This window comes from Aeromonas sp. R2-3 (genome assembly GCF_040908375.1).
Classification (GTDB): Bacteria; Pseudomonadota; Gammaproteobacteria; order Enterobacterales; family Aeromonadaceae; genus Aeromonas; species Aeromonas veronii.
Map to the genome: position 1 here is coordinate 320,456 of NZ_JBFODP010000032.1, position 18,114 is coordinate 338,569.

The following is an 18,114-nucleotide window of genomic DNA, read 5'->3' on the forward strand; positions in this document are numbered from 1 at the left end:
GCCGGCGCTGGCAGGACCCAGATGGAGGAAATCAAAATGACACAATAATGAGAACTCAATGAAAAGAATGCTTATCAACGCAACTCAAGAAGAGGAGTTGCGCGTAGCGCTGGTTGACGGACAACAGCTCTACGATTTGGATATTGAAAGTCCGGGACACGAGCAGAAGAAAGCGAACATTTACAAGGGTAAGATCACCCGCGTAGAACCCAGCCTTGAAGCTGCTTTTGTTGATTACGGCGCCGAGCGCCACGGTTTCCTGCCGTTGAAGGAGATCGCCCGCAATTACTTCCCCTCCGGTTACTCCTATCAGGGTCGTCCCAACATCAAAGAAGTGGTCCGCGAAGGTCAGGAAGTTATCGTCCAGATCGACAAGGAAGAGCGTGGCACCAAGGGTGCAGCCCTCACCACCTTTATCAGCCTGGCAGGTAGCTACCTGGTACTGATGCCCAACAACCCCCGTGCCGGTGGTATCTCCCGCCGCATCGAGGGTGATGAGCGGACTGAACTGAAAGAAGCCCTGAGCGGACTGACCGTGCCGGAAGGCATGGGCCTGATCGTGCGCACTGCCGGTGTAGGCAAGTCGCCAGAAGAGCTGGAGTGGGATTTGAACGTCCTGCTCAACCACTGGGACTCCATCCACAAGGCCTCCCAGGAGCGCGCTGCGCCGGTACTGATCCACCAGGAAAGTAACGTCATCGTGCGTGCCATCCGTGACTATCTGCGTCGCGATGTGGGCGAGATCCTGATCGACAATCCGGTGATTTTCGAACGCGCCAAGGCCCATATCGAGCTGGTGCGTCCGGATTTCCTCAACCGTGTGAAGCTGTACAAGGGTGAAGTTGCCCTGTTCAACCACTTCCAGATTGAGAGCCAGATCGAATCTGCCTTCCAGCGTGAAGTGCGCCTCCCCTCCGGCGGCAGCATCGTTATCGATCCGACCGAAGCACTGACCTCCATCGATATCAACTCCTCCCGCGCCACCAAGGGCGGCGATATCGAAGAGACTGCGTTGCAAACCAACCTGGAAGCCGCCGACGAAATTGCCCGTCAATTGCGTCTGCGCGACCTGGGTGGCCTGATCGTTATCGACTTCATCGACATGACGCCAGTTCGTCATCAGCGCGAAGTGGAAAACCGTCTGCGTGAAGCGGTGCATCAGGATCGCGCCCGCATCCAGCTGGGCCGGATCTCCCGTTTCGGTCTGCTGGAGATGTCTCGCCAGCGTCTGCGCCCCTCCCTCAACGAGTCCAGCAGCCATATCTGCCCCCGTTGCCAGGGTCAAGGCGTGATCCGTGACAACGAATCCCTCGCCCTGTCCATCCTGCGTCTCATCGAAGAAGAGGCCATGAAGGACAACACCGAGCAGGTTCACGGCCAAGTGCCGGTGGATGTTGCCGCCTATCTGCTTAACGAGAAGCGTGCCGCCATCGCCAGTCTGGAACAGCGCAATGATGTGCGTGTTTACATCATTCCGAACCAGCATCTGGAAACCCCGCACTACGAAGTAACCCGCATTCGTCAGAACGAGATCCCGGAAGCGGCCAGCTACGAGCTGAAAACCGAGATTGCCAAGCCGGTCTACCAACCGAAGCAAGCTCAGGTGATCGAGCGTGAGCAACCGCTGCTGCAAGGCTTTGCCCAACCGGCACAACCGGCCCCTGTTGCACCGCAACAGCCGGCGGCTCCCGTCGCTGCGGCCCCTGCCGAAGCTGGCTTCTTCAGCAAGCTGATCAAAGGCATTACCGGCCTGTTCAGCAGCGATGCAGCCCCTGCCGACGTAAAAGCGCCCGCCGAGAAACCTGCAGCTCGTGAAGCACGCAAGGATGAAGGTCAACGTCACCAGCGCGAAGAAGGCCGTGGCCGTGGTCAGCGTCCTCGTCGTGACGACAATCGTGGCAACCGCAACAATGCGGAAGCAGGCGAGAAGCGTGAAGGTGGCAACCGCGAAGCCGGTGAAAACCGCAATCGCCGTCCACGTAAAGAGCGCGAGCCTCGTCAGGAGCGTGAAGCTCGTGGCGAAGTGCGCAGCGAACAGCGCATGGAACGTGAACCCCGTCAGGAGCGCGAACCGCGCCAGGAACGTGCACCACGTCCGGCCCGTGAACCTCGTGCGCCCCGTGAGCCGCGCGCCGAAGTCGTTGTTGAAGCGGTAGATACCGTCGATACAACTGCCGCCCAGCCACGTCAGGAAAAAGAGCAGAAAGTGGCCGAGCGCCGCGAACGTCGCCAACTGCGCAAGCAGATCCGCGTCGATGTCGCCGCTGCTGACACCCCTGCCCTGCCGGTTGACGAAGTACCAACGCAAGCTGAAGTGATCGATGCTACCGTGGGTAACGAGCAGGAAGAGCAGAGTGAAGGCCAGCGCCGTTCACGCCGTACTCCGCGCAGCCAGCGCATCGAAGGCCAACGTCGCAAGCGTATTAATGAAGAAGCACGTAGCCAGCGTGATGAAGAGCAACAAGCCGAGCCTACTCTGACTACCGCCGCCCAAGCAGATATTGCCAAAGCGCAGGTTGAAGAGCCGGTAGTGCCTGTTGTTACCATCCCGAGCGCTGAAGCCGTCGCTGCTGCCCTGCAAGCCTCTGCGGCACTGACCGAGCATGTGGTTGTCGAAGCCGTTGCTGAAGAAGCTGCCGAACAGGCTGCTGCCCAGGTCGAAGCAACTCAAGCCGATGTGATCGCTAGCCCGGTTGTTGCAGCTGTCGCAGACGTCGTGGTTGCAGCAGAGCCAGAAGTTGCCGTTGTCGCCGCTCCTGCTGTCGACGTGGCTGCCGCTACCGTGGTTGAAACCGCTCCGGTTGTTGAAGAAGCCCCGGCTGTCAGCACTCCTGTCGTGGAAGCTGCACCGGCTGCAGTCGAAATGCCAGTTGCTGTTGTCGAAGCCCCGGCTCCTGTCGCTGCGGTTGCGGTGGAAGAGACGCAGGTCGTGACCAAACAGGTAGCTCACGGTGCCGGCCTGCTGGCTCGTGCCCGCAAAGCATCCGCGCCGATGGCAACCCCTGCCGAAGCCCCTGCCCTGCCTGCTCGTGAGCCGGTTAACTACCCTCCGCTGGTACGCAACGAAGTGAGCACATCAGGTCGTCATGGTGGCAGCACTGCCGCCGTCAACGTGGCCACCTGCCCGGCCGGTCGCCCCTAAGCAACCCGGGTTGACCCCCTAAACAAAAGCCACACCAACCGGTGTGGCTTTTTTTATTTCTCTTTTCCCCTGTGCACTCACAGACACATTAATACCCATGTTCTGCAAAGCCGCTTTGTCTGTTATCTCTCTATCATTGAACACTGCGCTAACTCGTGTTTACTTTTTGACGTAACAGAGAAAGTCCATTTTCTACTTCTATGTTCAGCATGATGCGAATTGAGTTTGTCTGTGTAAAATCTTGTTTGTTGGCATACAAAAAGTTGTATTTATGACGATCTACAATGGTCTGGTGTGGGGTTCAAGATCTATTTGATATGGAACCCTCTGGTTCAATGCATACTTGCCAACCAGGGCATTCGGTTGTACCGAGACCTGAATCCTCCTTTCGCAGAAATGAGGAGGTTCGACATAAAGCAAACCTGCCTCAGGTCTTGTTTAACTGATGATCAACTCAGGTTGCATCTACACAGATGCACATAAAGGTAACATATAGATTTGCTTCCCGGGAACAAGCCAGCTCCCCTATCCTAGCGGCAACACAATCAATGCACGAGATATTGGTTACGGCCCTTCCCCACACAATTAAGTGTTGAAACTGAGCAAGACGCTGGCCCCAATACGCGAAACCTCAGTAACCGCTGCTCAACGATTCTGTTTAAAAGGCATATAAAAATGCCGCCCGGCTTTGCAACCGGGCGGCATTGAACTGCTCGCTTTGAAAGTGGAATGACTATCAGGCTGTTGCCAGCTTGGCCTGCTCTTCACCGCGCTTGAGCATGGCGTAGGAGACACCGGTCAGCAGCGAGCCTGCCGCAATCGCCACGATATACATCATGACGTTGCTGATAGCGTGCGGGATAAAGAGCACGAACAGGCCGCCGTGGGGTGCCATCAGCTCGCAGCCGAACAGCATGGAGAGCGCACCGGTCAGGGCGCCGCCAACCATACAGGCCGGGATGACCCGCATCGGATCCTTGGCGGCAAACGGGATGGCCCCCTCGGAGATAAAGCACAGACCCAGCACGAAGGAGGCCTTGCCCGCTTCCTGCTCCGCCTTGATGAACTTGGTGCGGGCCAGGAAGGTGGCGATCCCCATCCCCAATGCCGGCACCATGCCGGCGGCCATTACCGCTGCCATCGGGGCGTAGGTTTTGGAGGCCAGCAGGCCGACCCCGAAGGCGTAGGCCGCCTTGTTGACAGGGCCGCCCATGTCGAAGCACATCATGGCGCCGATGATGACACCCAGCAGCACGGCGTTGGCAGAACCCATGTTGTTGAGGAACTCGGTCATGGCATTCATGATGCCAGCCACCGGACCACCCACTACGTAGATCATCACCAGACCGGTAAAGAGGCTGGCCACCAACGGAATGATCAGGATGGGCTTGAGCGCTTCCAGGGTGGTCGGCAAGCGCACCTTGTCGCTCAGGTACTTGGCGCTGTAACCGGCCAGGAAACCGGCCACGATGCCACCGAGGAAACCGGCACCCAGCGAGCTTGCCAGCATACCGCCGATCATGCCGGGAGCGAGACCCGGGCGGTCAGCGATGGAGTAGGCAATGTAACCGGCCAGCACCGGGATCATCAGGGCAAAGGCGGAGCCACCACCGATCTTCATCAGAGCGGCGGCCAGAGTGCCTTCCACCTTGAACGCTTCGATACCGAACACAAACGAGAGCGCGATGATAAGGCCGCCCGCCACCACCATGGGCAGCATGAAGGAGACGCCGGTCAACAGGTGCTTGTAGGGGCCGGCTTTTTCCTCTTTCTTGGGTTGGCTGGCACCGCTGTGGCGATAGAGTGTCGCCTCGTTCCACGCCTTGTCGAGCTCGGCGCGGGTTTTCTTCAGCGCAGCGCCCGTGCTGGTGCGATAAACCGGCTTACCATCGAAACGGGCCATGTCCACCTCGATATCGGTGGCGAGGAACACCAGATCGGCAGATGCAATCTCCTCGGCAGTCAGGGCGTTCTGGGCACCGACCGAGCCTTGGGTCTCGACACGGATCTGATAACCCAGCTGTTTGGCCATGGTCTCCAGCGCTTCTGCCGACATAAAGGTGTGGGCAACGCCAGTCGGGCACGCTGTCACTGCCACGATGCGCTTGCCAGCGGCGGCCGGTTTGGCGGCAGCATTGGCAACGGCGGAGACGGCTTGATGACGATAGACACTGGCGCCGCTGGCGGCTGCCTCCAGCAAGGCGGCCGGATCCTGCAGGGCGAGATCCATGCTGCCCTGATAGACCTGCTTGCCATCATAGGCAGCGAGATCCACCGGAGCACTGGCGACAACCAGCACCAGGTCGGCCGCGGCAATCTGCTCTTTTGAGGGGATCTGGCGCGGTTGCACACTGGAGCCGACGTCGAGGGTGAGTTCCCAGCCAGCCAGTTTGGCCTGCTGTTCTATCCGTTTTGCAGCGAGAAAGCTGGTGGCAATGCCCGCCGGGCAAGCCGTAACCAAGATTGCTTTCATTGGGCATCTCCTGAGTTTTCCATTGAGGGGGTATGGCATTGAACCGGTGCCAGCGCATCCAGACGCTCTACGCGCACCTGTTCAAGTAAAGGGTTGAGCACATTGATATCGTCAAAGCCGACTGCGACCTGACTGACCGCCAAGGCCGAGACGGCGGTGGCCAGCCGCAGGGTCTGCTCCGGCGCCCAGCCAAGGCTGAGACCATGGGCGAGACCTGCCACCAGAGAATCGCCAGCACCAACCGTGCTGACCACCTGCATCCGCGGCGGAATGGCTTGCCAAACGGCATCCGGGGCAAACCAGATGAGGCCATCGGCGCCGTTGGAGATCACCACGTTGGGGATCCCGCTTGCCTGCAGCGCGCGGGCACACTCGGCCTGCTCGCTCAGGGTCTTGATGGGGCGACCCGCCCACTGGCCGAGCTCCTCCAGATTGGGCTTGACCAGGGTCGGCGCCGCCTTGATCCCTTCGCTTAAGGCCGCACCGCTGCAATCGAAGATCACCTGCTTGCCCTTGGCCTTGAGCAAGCGGATCAGATGGGCGCAGTAATCGGGAGCCACCCCTTTGGGCAGGCTGCCCGCCAGCACGAACCACTCAGCATGTGCAGCCAATTGGTCGATGGCCTGCTCCAGCGCGCTCACCTCCCCTTGCTGGATGGTGAGCCCCGGCAGGTTGAGATCGGTGACCCGACCAGACTGCTCGGAGATCTTGACGTTGATGCGGGTGCTGCCCGCTACGCGCACAAAGTGATCATCCAACGCCCGCTCTGCAAACAGGGAGGCAAAACTCTGTTCATTGTCAGCGCCCAGCCAGCCGGTGACGCCTACGTCGCGGCCCAGATCCTTGAGCACCATGGCGACGTTGATCCCCTTGCCTGCGGCACGCAGGTTGGCCTCGTTCACCAGATTGACCTCGCCAAGGCTCATTGCCTCAAGGCGAGTAGTGAGATCAAGGGCGGGGTTGAGGGTAATGGTGACAATCTTCATCAATGCGCCCCCTCGCCCAGACCAGCGGCGATCGCCTCACCGATCCCCTTGAGGGCCGCTTCGGCATCTGCCCCTTCGGCGCGAAATGCCAAACGATGCCCACACTTGACCCCAAGGCCGATCACCTTCATCAGGCTCTTGGCGGAGACCGCTTCGCCGCTACCATCCAGATTGGCAACCCGGATATCTGATTCAAACTCTTTGGCCACCTTGACCAGCATGGCGCCCGGGCGGGCGTGCAGACCGTGGGGGTTGATGATGGTGAAGGTTTCGGAAAGACCGCTCGCGGGGCCCGCTTGCAGCATGGCCAGTCCCTCGCCGCCCGCCAGCGTAGCGAGTTGGCCGACAGCCGCCAGTTTGGCCAGATTCTCCAGTTGCGGCAGATGGCTGCTATCTGCGGCGCACAGCAGCAGCATGGCGCTGACCGGCTGCTCCCCTGCCGTGAGGGCGCTACTCGGGGTGGCCAGCACCCAACCGGTCTGGGCCGCTTGTGCTCGAGCGAGCCAGACGCCCTCGCCCAGATAGGCAGGTTCGCTTGCCAGCAGGGCGCTCACCATGGCGGCATCGCCCCAGCCCGCCGATTTGGCGCGGGCGGCCGCCCCCAGCAGCAGCTGGTCGCGATCATCGGCCGGGAAGTCGGCCAGGGTCAGGTATTGCACCTCTTTGGCGGCAGTGGCGCCGGTCAGGATATTGATGATGGTGTCGGCATCGGTGGCCTCTTTGAGCTGGGCTGCCGCCTGCTCGTCACCCAGCACATGAGTGAGCTGGCGCAAGATGCCCAGATGCTCGTCGGACTTGGCGGCGATGCCGATGGCGACGTAGGCGATCTGCCCCTCGTCCCACTCGATGCCATGAGGGAATTGGGCCACCATGACGCCGGTGCTCTTCACCAGATGACGGGTATCGGTGGTGCCGTGGGGAATGGCGATGCCGCTGCCAAGATAGGTGGCATGCTGCGCTTCACGGGCCAGCATCCCATCCACATAGCCCGCTTCCACCAGACCGGCTTCGGTCAGTTTGCCTGCCAGCAGGGCAATGGCGTCCGACTTGGTCGCCACCGACTGCCCCAGCAAGATCTGCTCTCGCGCCAACTTCAACATAGAGACTCTCCATCAGGTTCCGGCCACGCCGGTACGTCACAATTGAACATTCGGGTAACTCGCCAACTGACAATAGACCCGAACACGGTTCACTGTGATCGGGGCCCGATTTTCAGGCCACTGGGTCTCTTCGCTGCTGACAGGCTGAATCGTTTCACTTACACTCAGACTGAATCGTTTCAGCGAATTGATCAAGTACCCACAAAGAGTGCTTTTCAATGATATGATCCCGCGCACACTTTTCGGTGCCCTCACCCGGCAGTGACCGTGGGCCTTGCAACTCAAACAGAGCCAATATGATGAAACTGGATGAAATCGCCGCCCTCGCCGGTGTCTCGCGCACCACGGCAAGCTATGTGATCAATGGCAAGGCCGACCAATACCGCATCAGCCAGGCCACCCGCGACAAGGTGATGGCCGTGGTCACCGCCCATAACTACCAGCCGGACAGCCGCGCCGCCTCCCTGCGCGGCGGCCAGACCAAGACTCTGGGCTTTATCCTGCCCGACCTTGAGAACGCCAGTTACGCCAAGCTGGCCAAACGGCTGGAACAGGGGGCCCGGGCGCAGGGCTATCAGCTGCTCATCGTCTGCTCGGAGGATGATCCTGCCACCGAAAAAGAGCTGGCCCAGATGCTGGTGAGCCGCCATGTGGACGCCCTGCTGGTGGCCAGTTGCCTGCCGCCAGACGACCCCTTCTACGGCAAATTGCAGGCGCAAGGCAGCCAAATCCTCGCCATCGACCGGGCGATGGCAGCCGACAAGTTCGTCACCGTCGCCAGTGAAAACGAGAAAGCGAGCTTTGATCTCACCAGCTCCCTGCTCACCCCGACTATGCGCCATATCGCCTTGATCACCGCGCTGCCGGCACTCACGATCAGTCAGGAGCGCAAAGCCGGTTTCGAGCAGGCGGTCGCCAGTCACAGCGAGGCTCGCCACCTGTGCGAGGGGGATCACTTCTCTCGCCTTGAGGGGTATCGCCTGATCAAAGATCTGCACCAGCAGCTGGGTCAACTGCCCGAAGCGCTAATCACTACCTCCTATATCCTGATGGAGGGGGTACTCGACTACCTGTTGGAGCAAGAGATCGATATGAGCCAGCTCGCCATGGCCACCTTCGGGGACGATCGGCTGCTTGACTTTCTCCCCTTTGGCATCAACTCTCTGCCCCAGCAGCACGATGCCCTGGCGAGCCAGGCGCTGGAGCTAGCGCTCAAGGCGGTGAACGGCGACTACCAGAGCGGGCTGCACTATGTGAGCCGCACCCTCAAGCGCCGTCGCTAACCTGACCGCAGCAGACCCGATTTGCTGTCAATGGGTGGGTAAAGCGAACAGATGACAATAAGGCTGCCAGCATCGGCAGCCTTATTGTTTTCCCCCACTACCCTACCCGCCCGCTTTACTTTCTCTACCGTCTGGCCGACTAAACAACCGGCCTCCACACTCCTTTCACCCAGCAACTAAACGCCAATGCCACGACAAGGCACTCCCCCATCCGTGCAGCAACCACTTGGCTGACCTGTATCAATGAGCCCCTGCCAGTCATGTTTTCGGTGCTTTTTTCTGCAATTAGCTATCACTGTCATCATTTATTTCCACTTGTTGCCACAAGCCAGCACAAGATTCGTATAAAAGGGGTTGTTTCCGCTATTTTGATCCGCTAACGTGGCAACCATCTTTTACAACTGACAGGTTTTAGGTACAGATGTTCCCGTTCCGATATTGCTAGCCTCCGGCCCTATCACCGGAGGCTCCTTCTGATAACGCCAATCGGCCCCTCTTGTTGACGTCACTGCTGACATCGCCTGTTTGCACTGACACCGCTACGTTCGGATGGATAACATGAATACCAAAACCCTGGGTTGTACCCTGTTGATTGCCGGCACCACCATAGGCGCCGGCATGCTGGCCCTGCCGCTGGCCTCCTCCTCCCTCGGCGGCCCCGCCACCCTGATGTTGATGGTCGGCCTCTGGGCCCTGATGGCCTTCACCGCCATGCTGCAAGTAGAGGCAAGCCTCAACACCGGCAAATGGTACCTGCACCAGCTGGCGGACCATCTGCTCGGCCCCTGGGGCAAGCGCATCGCCTCCTTCTGTATCCTGATGCTGTTCTACTCGCTCGCCTCCGCCTACATCAGCGGTGGCAGCAGCCTGCTGGCACAGGCGCTGGCCGATGCGGGCATGACCCTGAGCCAGGAGCAGGCCGCCTGGGCCTTTACCCTGCTGTTTGGCGGCATGGTCTGTGTTGGCACCCGCTCGGTGGATTACCTCAACCGGCTGATGTTCACTGTCAAACTGGTGATCATGGTGGTGGTGCTGGCGTTGCTGCTGCCCCGCACTGAAGGGCAGCATCTGCTCTCGATGCCGCTGGGTCAGGGCCTGTTGCTGGCGGGCCTGCCGGTGATCTTCACCTCGTTCGGCTTTCACGGCTCCATTCCGAGCGTGATGCTCTACCTCGGTGACTGCCCCAAGCAGTTGCGCCGAGTCTTTGTCTGGGGCTCAGCCCTGCCGCTGATCCTCTATGTGCTGTGGCAGGTAGCAATCCTAGGTCTGCTCGGCCAGCAAGCCCTGCTGCAAACCGGCGGCGCGCTGGACAGCCTGCTGGCCAACGTCGGCAAGCTGGTGAGCTGGCCTGCGTTTAATCAGGCGATGCACCTGTTTGCCGATCTGGCGCTCGCCACCTCCTTCCTCGGGGTGACGCTGGGGCTGTTCGACTTTATGGCCAAGGTGACCCGCCGCAAGGACAACTGGCAGGGCCGCACCCAGACCGGCCTCATCACCTTTGTGCCGCCATTGCTGTTTGCCCTCTACTTCCCGCAGGGCTTTATCATGGCGCTCGGCTACGCCGCGATTGCGCTGGCGATCCTCGCGGTACTGCTGCCGGTGGCGCTGGTGTGGCAGAGCCGCAAGCAAGCCCCCGCCCACCACTACCGCGCCCCGGGTGGCGTGGTGGCGCTGGGAGTGGCCGCCGCCATGGGCGTGCTGATTGTTGGCGTACAGATCAGCGTCAGCCTTGGAATGCTGCCAGCGCTGTAATCCCCGATACTGATGCCCCCAAATAGCAAAGCCCCGCCAATCTGATTGGCGGGGCTTTTTGTTGGACAAGAAATCAAGTTGGATACAGGCATCCGCCATTAATTAAGACTGCGACCCTTACCAAACAAACACCCAAACCTTCAGCTATATACCGACCTTTTTACTACCCAACCCTGAATAATCAGTTCAAAAACCGTTCATGCTCCTTCGCTACACTGCCCGCTCGTTTATCGCTATCAGGAGTTTGAAAACAATGATGTTGCACCTCAAGAAGAGCACCCTTGCCCTCGTCCTGCTTGCCGCCAGCGGCGCACTCAGCGCAGCCGAAATCGCCAACAACAATATTACCGAGGCGGAGATCAAGGCCGCGCAGGATGGTTGGGGCGCGGCGCTCATCAAGATCAGCGATGACTATCGCGCCGGTGGGATTGAGCGCGCCAAGGCGACTGCCGAGTCGGTGCTCGACAGCGCTTATGGCTACCAGCAGGGGCCGGTGCTGTTCAAACCCACCCTTGCCGGTGGCGAGCAGACCTTTCGCACCAACCGCGAGGGGGCGCTGGCCTACTTTGTCGGCAACAACAGCGCCTACCCCGCCGACAAAGGGTTCGCCCTGAAAAACTGGCAGAGCTATCGCTATGACAACGCCGCCGTCTATATCAACGGCGACATGGCGCTGACCATGGGCAAGGTGCATCTGGTGGATCGCGACAACAAGGAAACTACAGTCGACAAGACCTGGGGTTTCAAGAAAGGAGATGATGGCAAGGTGCGCATCGTGCTGCACCACTCCTCCCTCCCTTATGAGGGGTAATGACAGGGCCCTGCTCTGCCCACCATCAATATGATCAAAAAACAGCCCTGCCACCTCGGCAGGGCTGTTTTTTTGCGCCTGCGCTTGGCAGATGGCAAGTGAATAGATGACGGTCGTGCTAACGCAGTTTGCTGCTACCCTCAAGGCAAATCATTGAGATGCCGAGCAATGTCGAGTCTCTCAACTCCAGCCCCTCGTTATCATCACACAAGGAGCCAGATACCATGACCATACTGCCTGTTTACGCGGCCCTGCTCGCGCTGCTGTTTGTGTTGCTGAGCATTCGAACCATTCGCACCCGCCATAGCCGCAAGGTGGCGCTGGGGCATGGGGATGACCCCGCCATGTTGCGTGCCATGCGGGTGCATGCCAACTTTGCCGAGTATGTCCCCCTCGCCCTGCTGCTCATCTATTTCGTTGAAACCGGCAGCCATGCCCCCTGGCTTATCCATCTGCTGGGGAGCACCTTGCTCCTTGGCCGTCTCTGCCACGCCTTTGGCATGAGCCGCACGCCGGAGAACTTCCGTTATCGGGTGGCGGGAATGGGGCTGACCTTCACGGTGATCCTGGTGAGCGCTGCCCATATCCTGATCACGGCGCAGCTCCCCTGACCCGGCCGTCACGAATAGCTGGCGAAGCGGTCTGCCAGCCATCCCCATCGGCTATTCTTTACTGCACAGATAGTCGCAACAGTTCTGCTTGAACAAGCCCGATTCAGGAGTGCGATATGAAGTGGATTGGCTGGTTACTGCTTGTCGGGCTGACTCACGTTGCCCACGCAACCCCGCTAAAGCTGGCGGCAGCGGTCGAGCACACTGCGATATTGCGCCCTTTTATTCATGACTGGTTTGGCCGGGCCGGCATCGACTTTCAGTTGATCCCCTGCACCTATGCCCGCTGCGAAAAGTTGATTGAAGCAAACCATGCCGTCGATGGCGATATGGCCCGGATCAAGGGCTTTGATCAGACCTATCCCCACTTGCTGCAGATCGGTGCTCCCATCTCGGAGGCGGCGATTTATGGTCAGCCAAGGGATAACCCGAACTGGCCCCCTGCCAAGGGAACCGTGATTGGCTGCCTGCGTGGCATCCAGTGGTGCGAGCGCTTCCTCGGCAACTATCAGGTCATCTGGTTGAACGATGAGAAGCAGGGGCTTGCCCAACTGCATCGAGGCAAAGTGGATTGGCTCATCAAGATGCGCCCCGCCTCTCAACCCGCACTGGCGTCCCCCTGGCAGAAGCTCACCAAAGAACAGGTCTTTCTCTACCTCGATAAAAAGCACCGCGCGGAAATTGCGGCCCTGCTCAAGGTACAGCTGGCGTTTATCAATAACGGCCGCTGGCTGGCGATGCAAAAGCAATACCTCTCCGCCATCTAGCGCGGTTCTCGCAGCACCACACAGTGCCGATTACATGGCTGTGTCTAGTCCTGAAATAGGTTTACACATTTTCAACTAGCATTTCTCTACTCAGAACCCCCTATGTACCGCATCGGGGGTTCTGTATTTCAACGCATGATGCGGCCGCTCCGCGTTGTAAATATCCACTGCTTCACGCACCATTTCCCGCGCTTGCGTCAAATCCTGCGGGCTTTGCAACAATAACTCTCCTTTCAAAATCCCGTTCACCCGCTCCGCGAACGCATTCTGGTAACAGTCATACCCATCCGTCATCGAGCATTTCACCTCGTACCGTTCATGTAATGACTGATACAGCACCGAGCAATACTGCACGCCGCGGTCCGAGTGATGGATGAGTTCACCGCCGCCACGCCGTTGCTTCAGTGCTTTCTTGAACGCCATCGCCACCGACTCCGCGTGCATTCCTTCGTGTACGTGGTGGCCCACTATCTTGCGTGAGTACGCATCCGTCACCAGGCTCAGGTATAGCGGCCTGCTCCGGGGCCACCGGTGTGACCTGCTCTGGCCCCGCCTTGAGCAAGTTGGGATGACGGTAGAAACGGTGAAAACTGTGGGTGGTCTTGTGATACGCCCGTCTGGGCTGCACCAGCAGGCGGTGCTCGGCCAATATCTGAAACAGCCTGTCCCGCCCGACTATGAGCCCGTCATCATCCTGACCCTGCAGCAGATAATGCAGCTTGCGGATGCCGACCCGCGGTTGTCGCAGTCGAACCTGACGCACAAAACGCACCACCTGCAATCCCAGTGCATGGCGCTCGTCGGCGACCCGATTGCGCTTGTAGTAAGCCTGCCGGCTTATCCCCAGAAACAGGCAAGCCCTGACGATGGTCAGCCTCTCGACTTGCCGCTGCGAGAGGACTTGCCGGGTCGCTTTTTTACGATGGAGACGCCGTAGTCATTCTTCAGTACATCGACGACGGCCTCAAAGAACTGGGCCTTCTGGCTCATCAGCGCCAGCTGCTGCTCGAGTTCCTTGATGCGCTGTTCGGGCGTCTGGTTGTCGGGGTCAGGCATGGTGATGCTCCTGCCGGCGCGCACAGAAGCCCCCTGGCTCCAATCTTGCCGACCATGTTTACGCAACCATACCAGAACAGTGGAGCGGCCCTGAATGCCATAACGCACCTGAGCCTGTTTGTAGGTGAGCTCGCCTTTTTCAATCTGCTCGACCAGTGCCAGTTTAAAAGTCAGCGAGTAATCGCGCTGTGTCCGTTTCACACCTTGTCCCATCGGGTTCTCCATTTATTGGGGGGAAAGGTGTAAACCATATTCAGGACGGGACACTGAAAAAACAAAAAGCCCTGCCAGATTGGCAGGGCTTTTCAGTCAACCGCATAGCTGGGGAGTCAAGCTCCCGAGCCGCTTACTGGTTGTGGGTAGAGCGACGTGGACGACGGGCCTGAGCCGGTTTGCCAGCGCCATCAGCCGGACGCTGACCACCTTGCGGCTTGGGCTTGCCACCGTTACCGGTACGGGCACCACCCGCATTGCCATTGGCGGCCGAACGACCGGCCCCCTGACGCTGGCCTTGCCCTTGCGGACGCGGCGCACGGCGCTGCTCGCTCGGATCACGGGGCTCTTTGCGCAGCGGCGCGCCAATACCACGGGCGATGTTGTCCAAGGTCTCGCGGGAGGCTTCAAAACCAGCCACCTGCTCGCACGGGATGTTCTGCTTGGTCAGTCGCTCGATGGCCTTGATGAGCTTGCCTTCATCGGCAGCAACCAGGGAGATGGCATGACCGGCGGCGCCAGCACGGCCGGTACGACCGATGCGGTGAACGTAATCTTCCGCCACGTTCGGCAACTCGAAGTTGACCACTTGCGGCAGCTTGTCGATGTCCAGACCACGGGCGGCGATGTCGGTCGCCACCAGCACCTTGACGCTACCATCCTTGAAGCCGGCCAGCGCACGAGTACGGGCACCCTGGCTCTTGTTGCCGTGGATGGCGGCGGCGCTGACGCCGTTCTTGTCGAGAGTCTCGGCAACACGGTTGGCCATGTGCTTAGTACGGGTGAACACCAGTACCTGCTGCCAGTTGTTGCTGGTGACCAGATGACTCAGCAGCGCGATCTTGTTGGCCTTGTCGCACGGATGCACCAGCTGCTCGATACGCTCGGCAGTACTGTTACGCGGGGCCACTTCGATCACCGCCGGGTTATCCAGCAGACCGGTGGCCAGTTCGCGGATCTCGTCGGCAAAGGTGGCGGAGAAGAGCAGGTTCTGACGCTTCTTCGGCATCAGAGCCAGGATACGGCGGATGTCGCGGATAAAGCCCATGTCGAGCATGCGATCCGCTTCGTCCAGTACCAGGATCTCCACTTCGTCGAACTTGACGGCGTTCTGGTTGTAAAGATCCATCAGACGGCCGGGACAGGCCACCAGCACGTCCAGACCACGGCGAGTCGCCATCATCTGCGGATTGATGCTGACGCCGCCGAACACGACGTGGCTGCGCATCGGCAGGTGTTTGCCGTAGTTACGCACGCTCTCGCCCACCTGGGCGGCCAGCTCGCGAGTCGGGGTCAGCACCAGCGCACGAATGCGGTTCGGAGAAACCTTGCGCTTGCTCTCCATCAGACGTTGCAGCATCGGCAGGGTAAAGCCTGCGGTCTTGCCGGTCCCTGTTTGGGCCGCCGCCATCAGATCGCGGCCAGCCAGAACGGCGGGGATCGCTTGCTGCTGAATGGGAGACGGGGTGTCGTAGCCTTGTTCGGCAACGGCACGCAACAAGGGTTCGGCCAGACCGAGGGAAGTAAAACTCATAATTACCTGCTAGAGATAGGGGCGCCGGGGATTTGTGGTGGGGCTCCTCTGCTGAGCCGATGCCATCTCACAAGATCTGGGCCTATTGAGAAAACAACGATTTCCCCGGGGAGCAGAGCAAAGGGGAAAGAATAGAGGCGCAGTCTAACGGAGTTGTCCGGGATAAACGAGAAAAATGTGATGCTCCTCCCAGCACGAACAGAAAATCCCCTTCCTGCCCCCCGAATAATCCCGTTGATTGATGTCGCACGCACCACACTATTAACTGGCAACACAATATCTGCTCTCGCAGGCATGACTCGCGGGGCAAAAGCACGGGATAGAAGAACACAATAACGAGGTTTAGCTATGACCACGCCATATCGTCCCCGCGGCAGCTGGCAGGCAAGGATTGGCCTGCTGCTTCTGCTGCTAAGCCCTGCACTGCAGGCCAGTCAGACCCTGACCGTGGCCTGGAGTCACTGGCCCCCCTTTAGCCAAATCAACAACCGGGGTGAGCTGGATGGGCTGGATGTCAGCCTGACCCGCCAGATCCTCACCCAGGCTGGCTTTGCCCCCAAGTTTCGCGAACTTCCCTGGGCGCGGGCACTGCATCTGGTAGAACACGATCAGCTGGATGTGGCGATGGCCGCACTCCCCCTGCCGGAGCGCCAGAGCTATGCCCGCTTCTCGACCCCCTACCGTCAGAGTGCCTATGTGCTGCTGAGCAATGACCCTATCCCGGGCCATCAGGATCGTTGGGCGCAGCTCGATAATCTGTCCGCGTTGTGCAACGAGAAAGGGCTCAAGATAGGCAAGTTGCGCGGCACCCGCCCCATGCATCAGATGGATAGCTGCCCGGCACTTAAAATGGCGACTGAATACAACGCCGATGAGCGGATGATCGATCTGCTGCTGGCTCGCCGCCTCGATGGCATCATCATGGAGTGGCAATATGCTCGCTACCGGCTGGCCCAGCTGGGGGCCGAAGAGTTTATCAGCTGCCAACTGTTGCTACACCACCAGCCGGTCAGCTTGATGTTTGCCAAAAACAGCGTGAGCGAAGAACAGATCCTCAAAGTCAACGAGGCCATTCATGCCTTGCCCAAACCCCACAACAAGTTCTCGCCCCCCAGGTGTCGCCTCAATGCCGATCCGGGCGCCGCGGATCTGCTGACCCGCACCCTCCGCAAGCATTGACGGGATAAGCCGCCACCTGAAATAGCAAAGGCGACCCGAAGGTCGCCTTTTTGGTATTGTCGAACTTGTTCCCCGAACAGGGTGCGATCAGTCGATGTGCAGCAACAGCGATCAGCGCAGCTGCGGGGTATGGGTCAACACCCCCTGGTTCTGGGCGCGATGGCGCAGCAGGTGATCCATCAACACCAGCGCCAGCATGGCTTCGGCGATGGGCACAGCGCGAATGCCGACACAAGGATCGTGACGACCCTTGGTGATCATCTCGATAGCCTCGCCTTCGGTATTGATGGTCTTGCCTGGCACAGTGATGCTGGAGGTGGGCTTGAGCGCCATGCTCACCACGATATCCTGACCCGACGAGATCCCACCCAGAATGCCGCCCGCATGGTTGCTGGCAAAGCCCGCCGGGGTCATCTCGTCGCGATGCTCGGAGCCTTTTTGCTCCACTACCGCAAAGCCGTCACCGATCTCCACCCCTTTCACCGCATTGATGCCCATCATGGCATGGGCAATGTCGGCGTCGAGACGATCAAACACCGGCTCACCCAGGCCCACCGGCACATTGCGCGCAATGACCTGCACCTTGGCACCAATACTGTTGCCCTCTTTTTTCAGGTCACGCATGTATTGATCGAGCTCTTCCAGCTTGCCCGCATCGGGGAAGAAGAAGGGATTCTGCTCAATCTGCGCCGCGTCGAATGCCTCGGCCTTGATGGGGCCGAGTTGGGAGAGAAAACCGGTGATCTCGATGCCATGCACCTGTTTCAGGTACTTCTTGGCGATCGCCCCCGCCGCTACCCGCATCGCAGTCTCACGGGCAGAGGAGCGACCACCACCGCGATAGTCCCGCTGACCATACTTCTGGTGGTAGGTGTAGTCAGCGTGACCCGGCCGGAACAGATCCTTGATGTCGGAGTAATCCTTGGAGCGCTGATCGGTGTTCTCGATGAGCAGCCCGATGGAAGTGCCGGTGGTCTTGCCTTCAAACACCCCGGAGAGGATCTTCACCTCGTCCGGCTCACGGCGCGGCGTGGTGTAGCGGGAAGTGCCCGGCTTGCGCCGATCCAGATCCCCCTGCAGATCCGCCTCGCTGATCTCCAGCCCAGGCGGGCAACCATCGACCACGGCGCCCAGCGCCAGGCCGTGGCTCTCGCCAAAGGTGGTGACCCGAAAGAGTTGACCAAAACTGTTCCCTGCCATGCGCGCT

General features: G+C 59.6%; 12 protein-coding genes and 1 pseudogene. 7 read left to right on the top strand and 6 right to left on the bottom strand.

All coding sequences use genetic code 11. The features are described 5' to 3' along the window. The first annotated feature begins 58 nt into the window (after window positions 1-58). Window positions 59-3,142, top strand: coding sequence for a ribonuclease E (rne, locus tag AB5Z02_RS19115; protein ID WP_231721555.1), 3,084 nt, complete (start codon window positions 59-61; stop codon window positions 3,140-3,142). A gap of 736 nt (window positions 3,143-3,878) precedes the next feature. On the opposite strand, the gene fruA is transcribed toward rne, so the two are convergent. From fruA to fruB, 3 genes are read right to left on the bottom strand one after another with little or no spacing between them, the layout of a single operon-like run. Next, window positions 3,879-5,615, bottom strand: coding sequence for a PTS fructose transporter subunit IIBC (gene fruA / locus AB5Z02_RS19120; RefSeq protein WP_368216682.1), 1,737 nt, complete (start codon window positions 5,613-5,615; stop codon window positions 3,879-3,881). Further along, window positions 5,612-6,601 (bottom strand): 1-phosphofructokinase, encoded by a 990-nt coding sequence (gene pfkB / locus AB5Z02_RS19125; protein WP_368216683.1) that lies wholly within the window; start codon window positions 6,599-6,601, stop codon window positions 5,612-5,614. The genes fruA and pfkB overlap by 4 nt, the downstream gene beginning before the upstream one ends. Beyond that, window positions 6,601-7,701 (bottom strand): fused PTS fructose transporter subunit IIA/HPr protein, encoded by a 1,101-nt coding sequence (fruB, locus tag AB5Z02_RS19130; protein WP_368216684.1) that lies wholly within the window; start codon window positions 7,699-7,701, stop codon window positions 6,601-6,603. The genes pfkB and fruB overlap by 1 nt, the downstream gene beginning before the upstream one ends. Before the next feature lie 296 nt (window positions 7,702-7,997). Between fruB and cra the strand changes: the two genes are divergently transcribed. The 5 genes from cra (at window position 7,998) to AB5Z02_RS19155 (ending at window position 12,925) form a co-directional block, all read left to right on the top strand. Continuing rightward, window positions 7,998-8,984, top strand: a complete 987-nt coding sequence (gene cra, locus AB5Z02_RS19135; protein ID WP_368216685.1) for a catabolite repressor/activator — start codon at window positions 7,998-8,000, stop codon at window positions 8,982-8,984. A 558-nt stretch (window positions 8,985-9,542) separates the two neighbouring features. Then, window positions 9,543-10,736 carry an aromatic amino acid transport family protein gene (locus AB5Z02_RS19140; RefSeq protein ID WP_047435317.1) on the top strand — a complete coding sequence of 398 codons (1,194 nt, stop codon included), beginning with the start codon at window positions 9,543-9,545 and terminating at the stop codon, window positions 10,734-10,736. Between the two features lie 253 nt (window positions 10,737-10,989). Then, a complete protein-coding gene (locus tag AB5Z02_RS19145; protein ID WP_150998585.1) occupies window positions 10,990-11,547 on the top strand; it encodes a hypothetical protein in 558 nt (185 codons plus the stop codon). Between the two features lie 224 nt (window positions 11,548-11,771). Continuing rightward, a complete protein-coding gene (locus tag AB5Z02_RS19150) occupies window positions 11,772-12,158 on the top strand; it encodes an MAPEG family protein (RefSeq protein ID WP_368216686.1) in 387 nt (128 codons plus the stop codon). 116 nt (window positions 12,159-12,274) lie between these two features. Further along, entirely contained in the window at window positions 12,275-12,925 is a 651-nt protein-coding gene (locus tag AB5Z02_RS19155) for a hypothetical protein (protein WP_368216687.1), read from the top strand. Window positions 12,926-13,015: 90 nt separating this feature from the next. Here AB5Z02_RS19155 and AB5Z02_RS19160 read toward each other — a convergent pair. Further along, window positions 13,016-14,194 (bottom strand): annotated as a pseudogene (locus AB5Z02_RS19160) (IS3 family transposase). 133 nt (window positions 14,195-14,327) lie between these two features. Further along, on the bottom strand, window positions 14,328-15,728 hold the full coding sequence (locus tag AB5Z02_RS19165; RefSeq protein WP_368216688.1) for a DEAD/DEAH box helicase: 1,401 nt from the start codon (window positions 15,726-15,728) through the stop codon (window positions 14,328-14,330). Window positions 15,729-16,076: 348 nt separating this feature from the next. Between AB5Z02_RS19165 and AB5Z02_RS19170 the strand changes: the two genes are divergently transcribed. Then, window positions 16,077-16,907: an ABC transporter substrate-binding protein gene (locus AB5Z02_RS19170; protein ID WP_058057659.1), complete on the top strand. Its 831-nt coding sequence runs from the start codon at window positions 16,077-16,079 to the stop codon at window positions 16,905-16,907. 111 nt (window positions 16,908-17,018) lie between these two features. Here the strand turns inward: AB5Z02_RS19170 and aroC are convergent, their stop codons facing one another. Further along, window positions 17,019-18,107, bottom strand: coding sequence for a chorismate synthase (gene aroC, locus AB5Z02_RS19175; RefSeq protein WP_021230156.1), 1,089 nt, complete (start codon window positions 18,105-18,107; stop codon window positions 17,019-17,021). Window positions 18,108-18,114 lie beyond the last annotated feature (7 nt).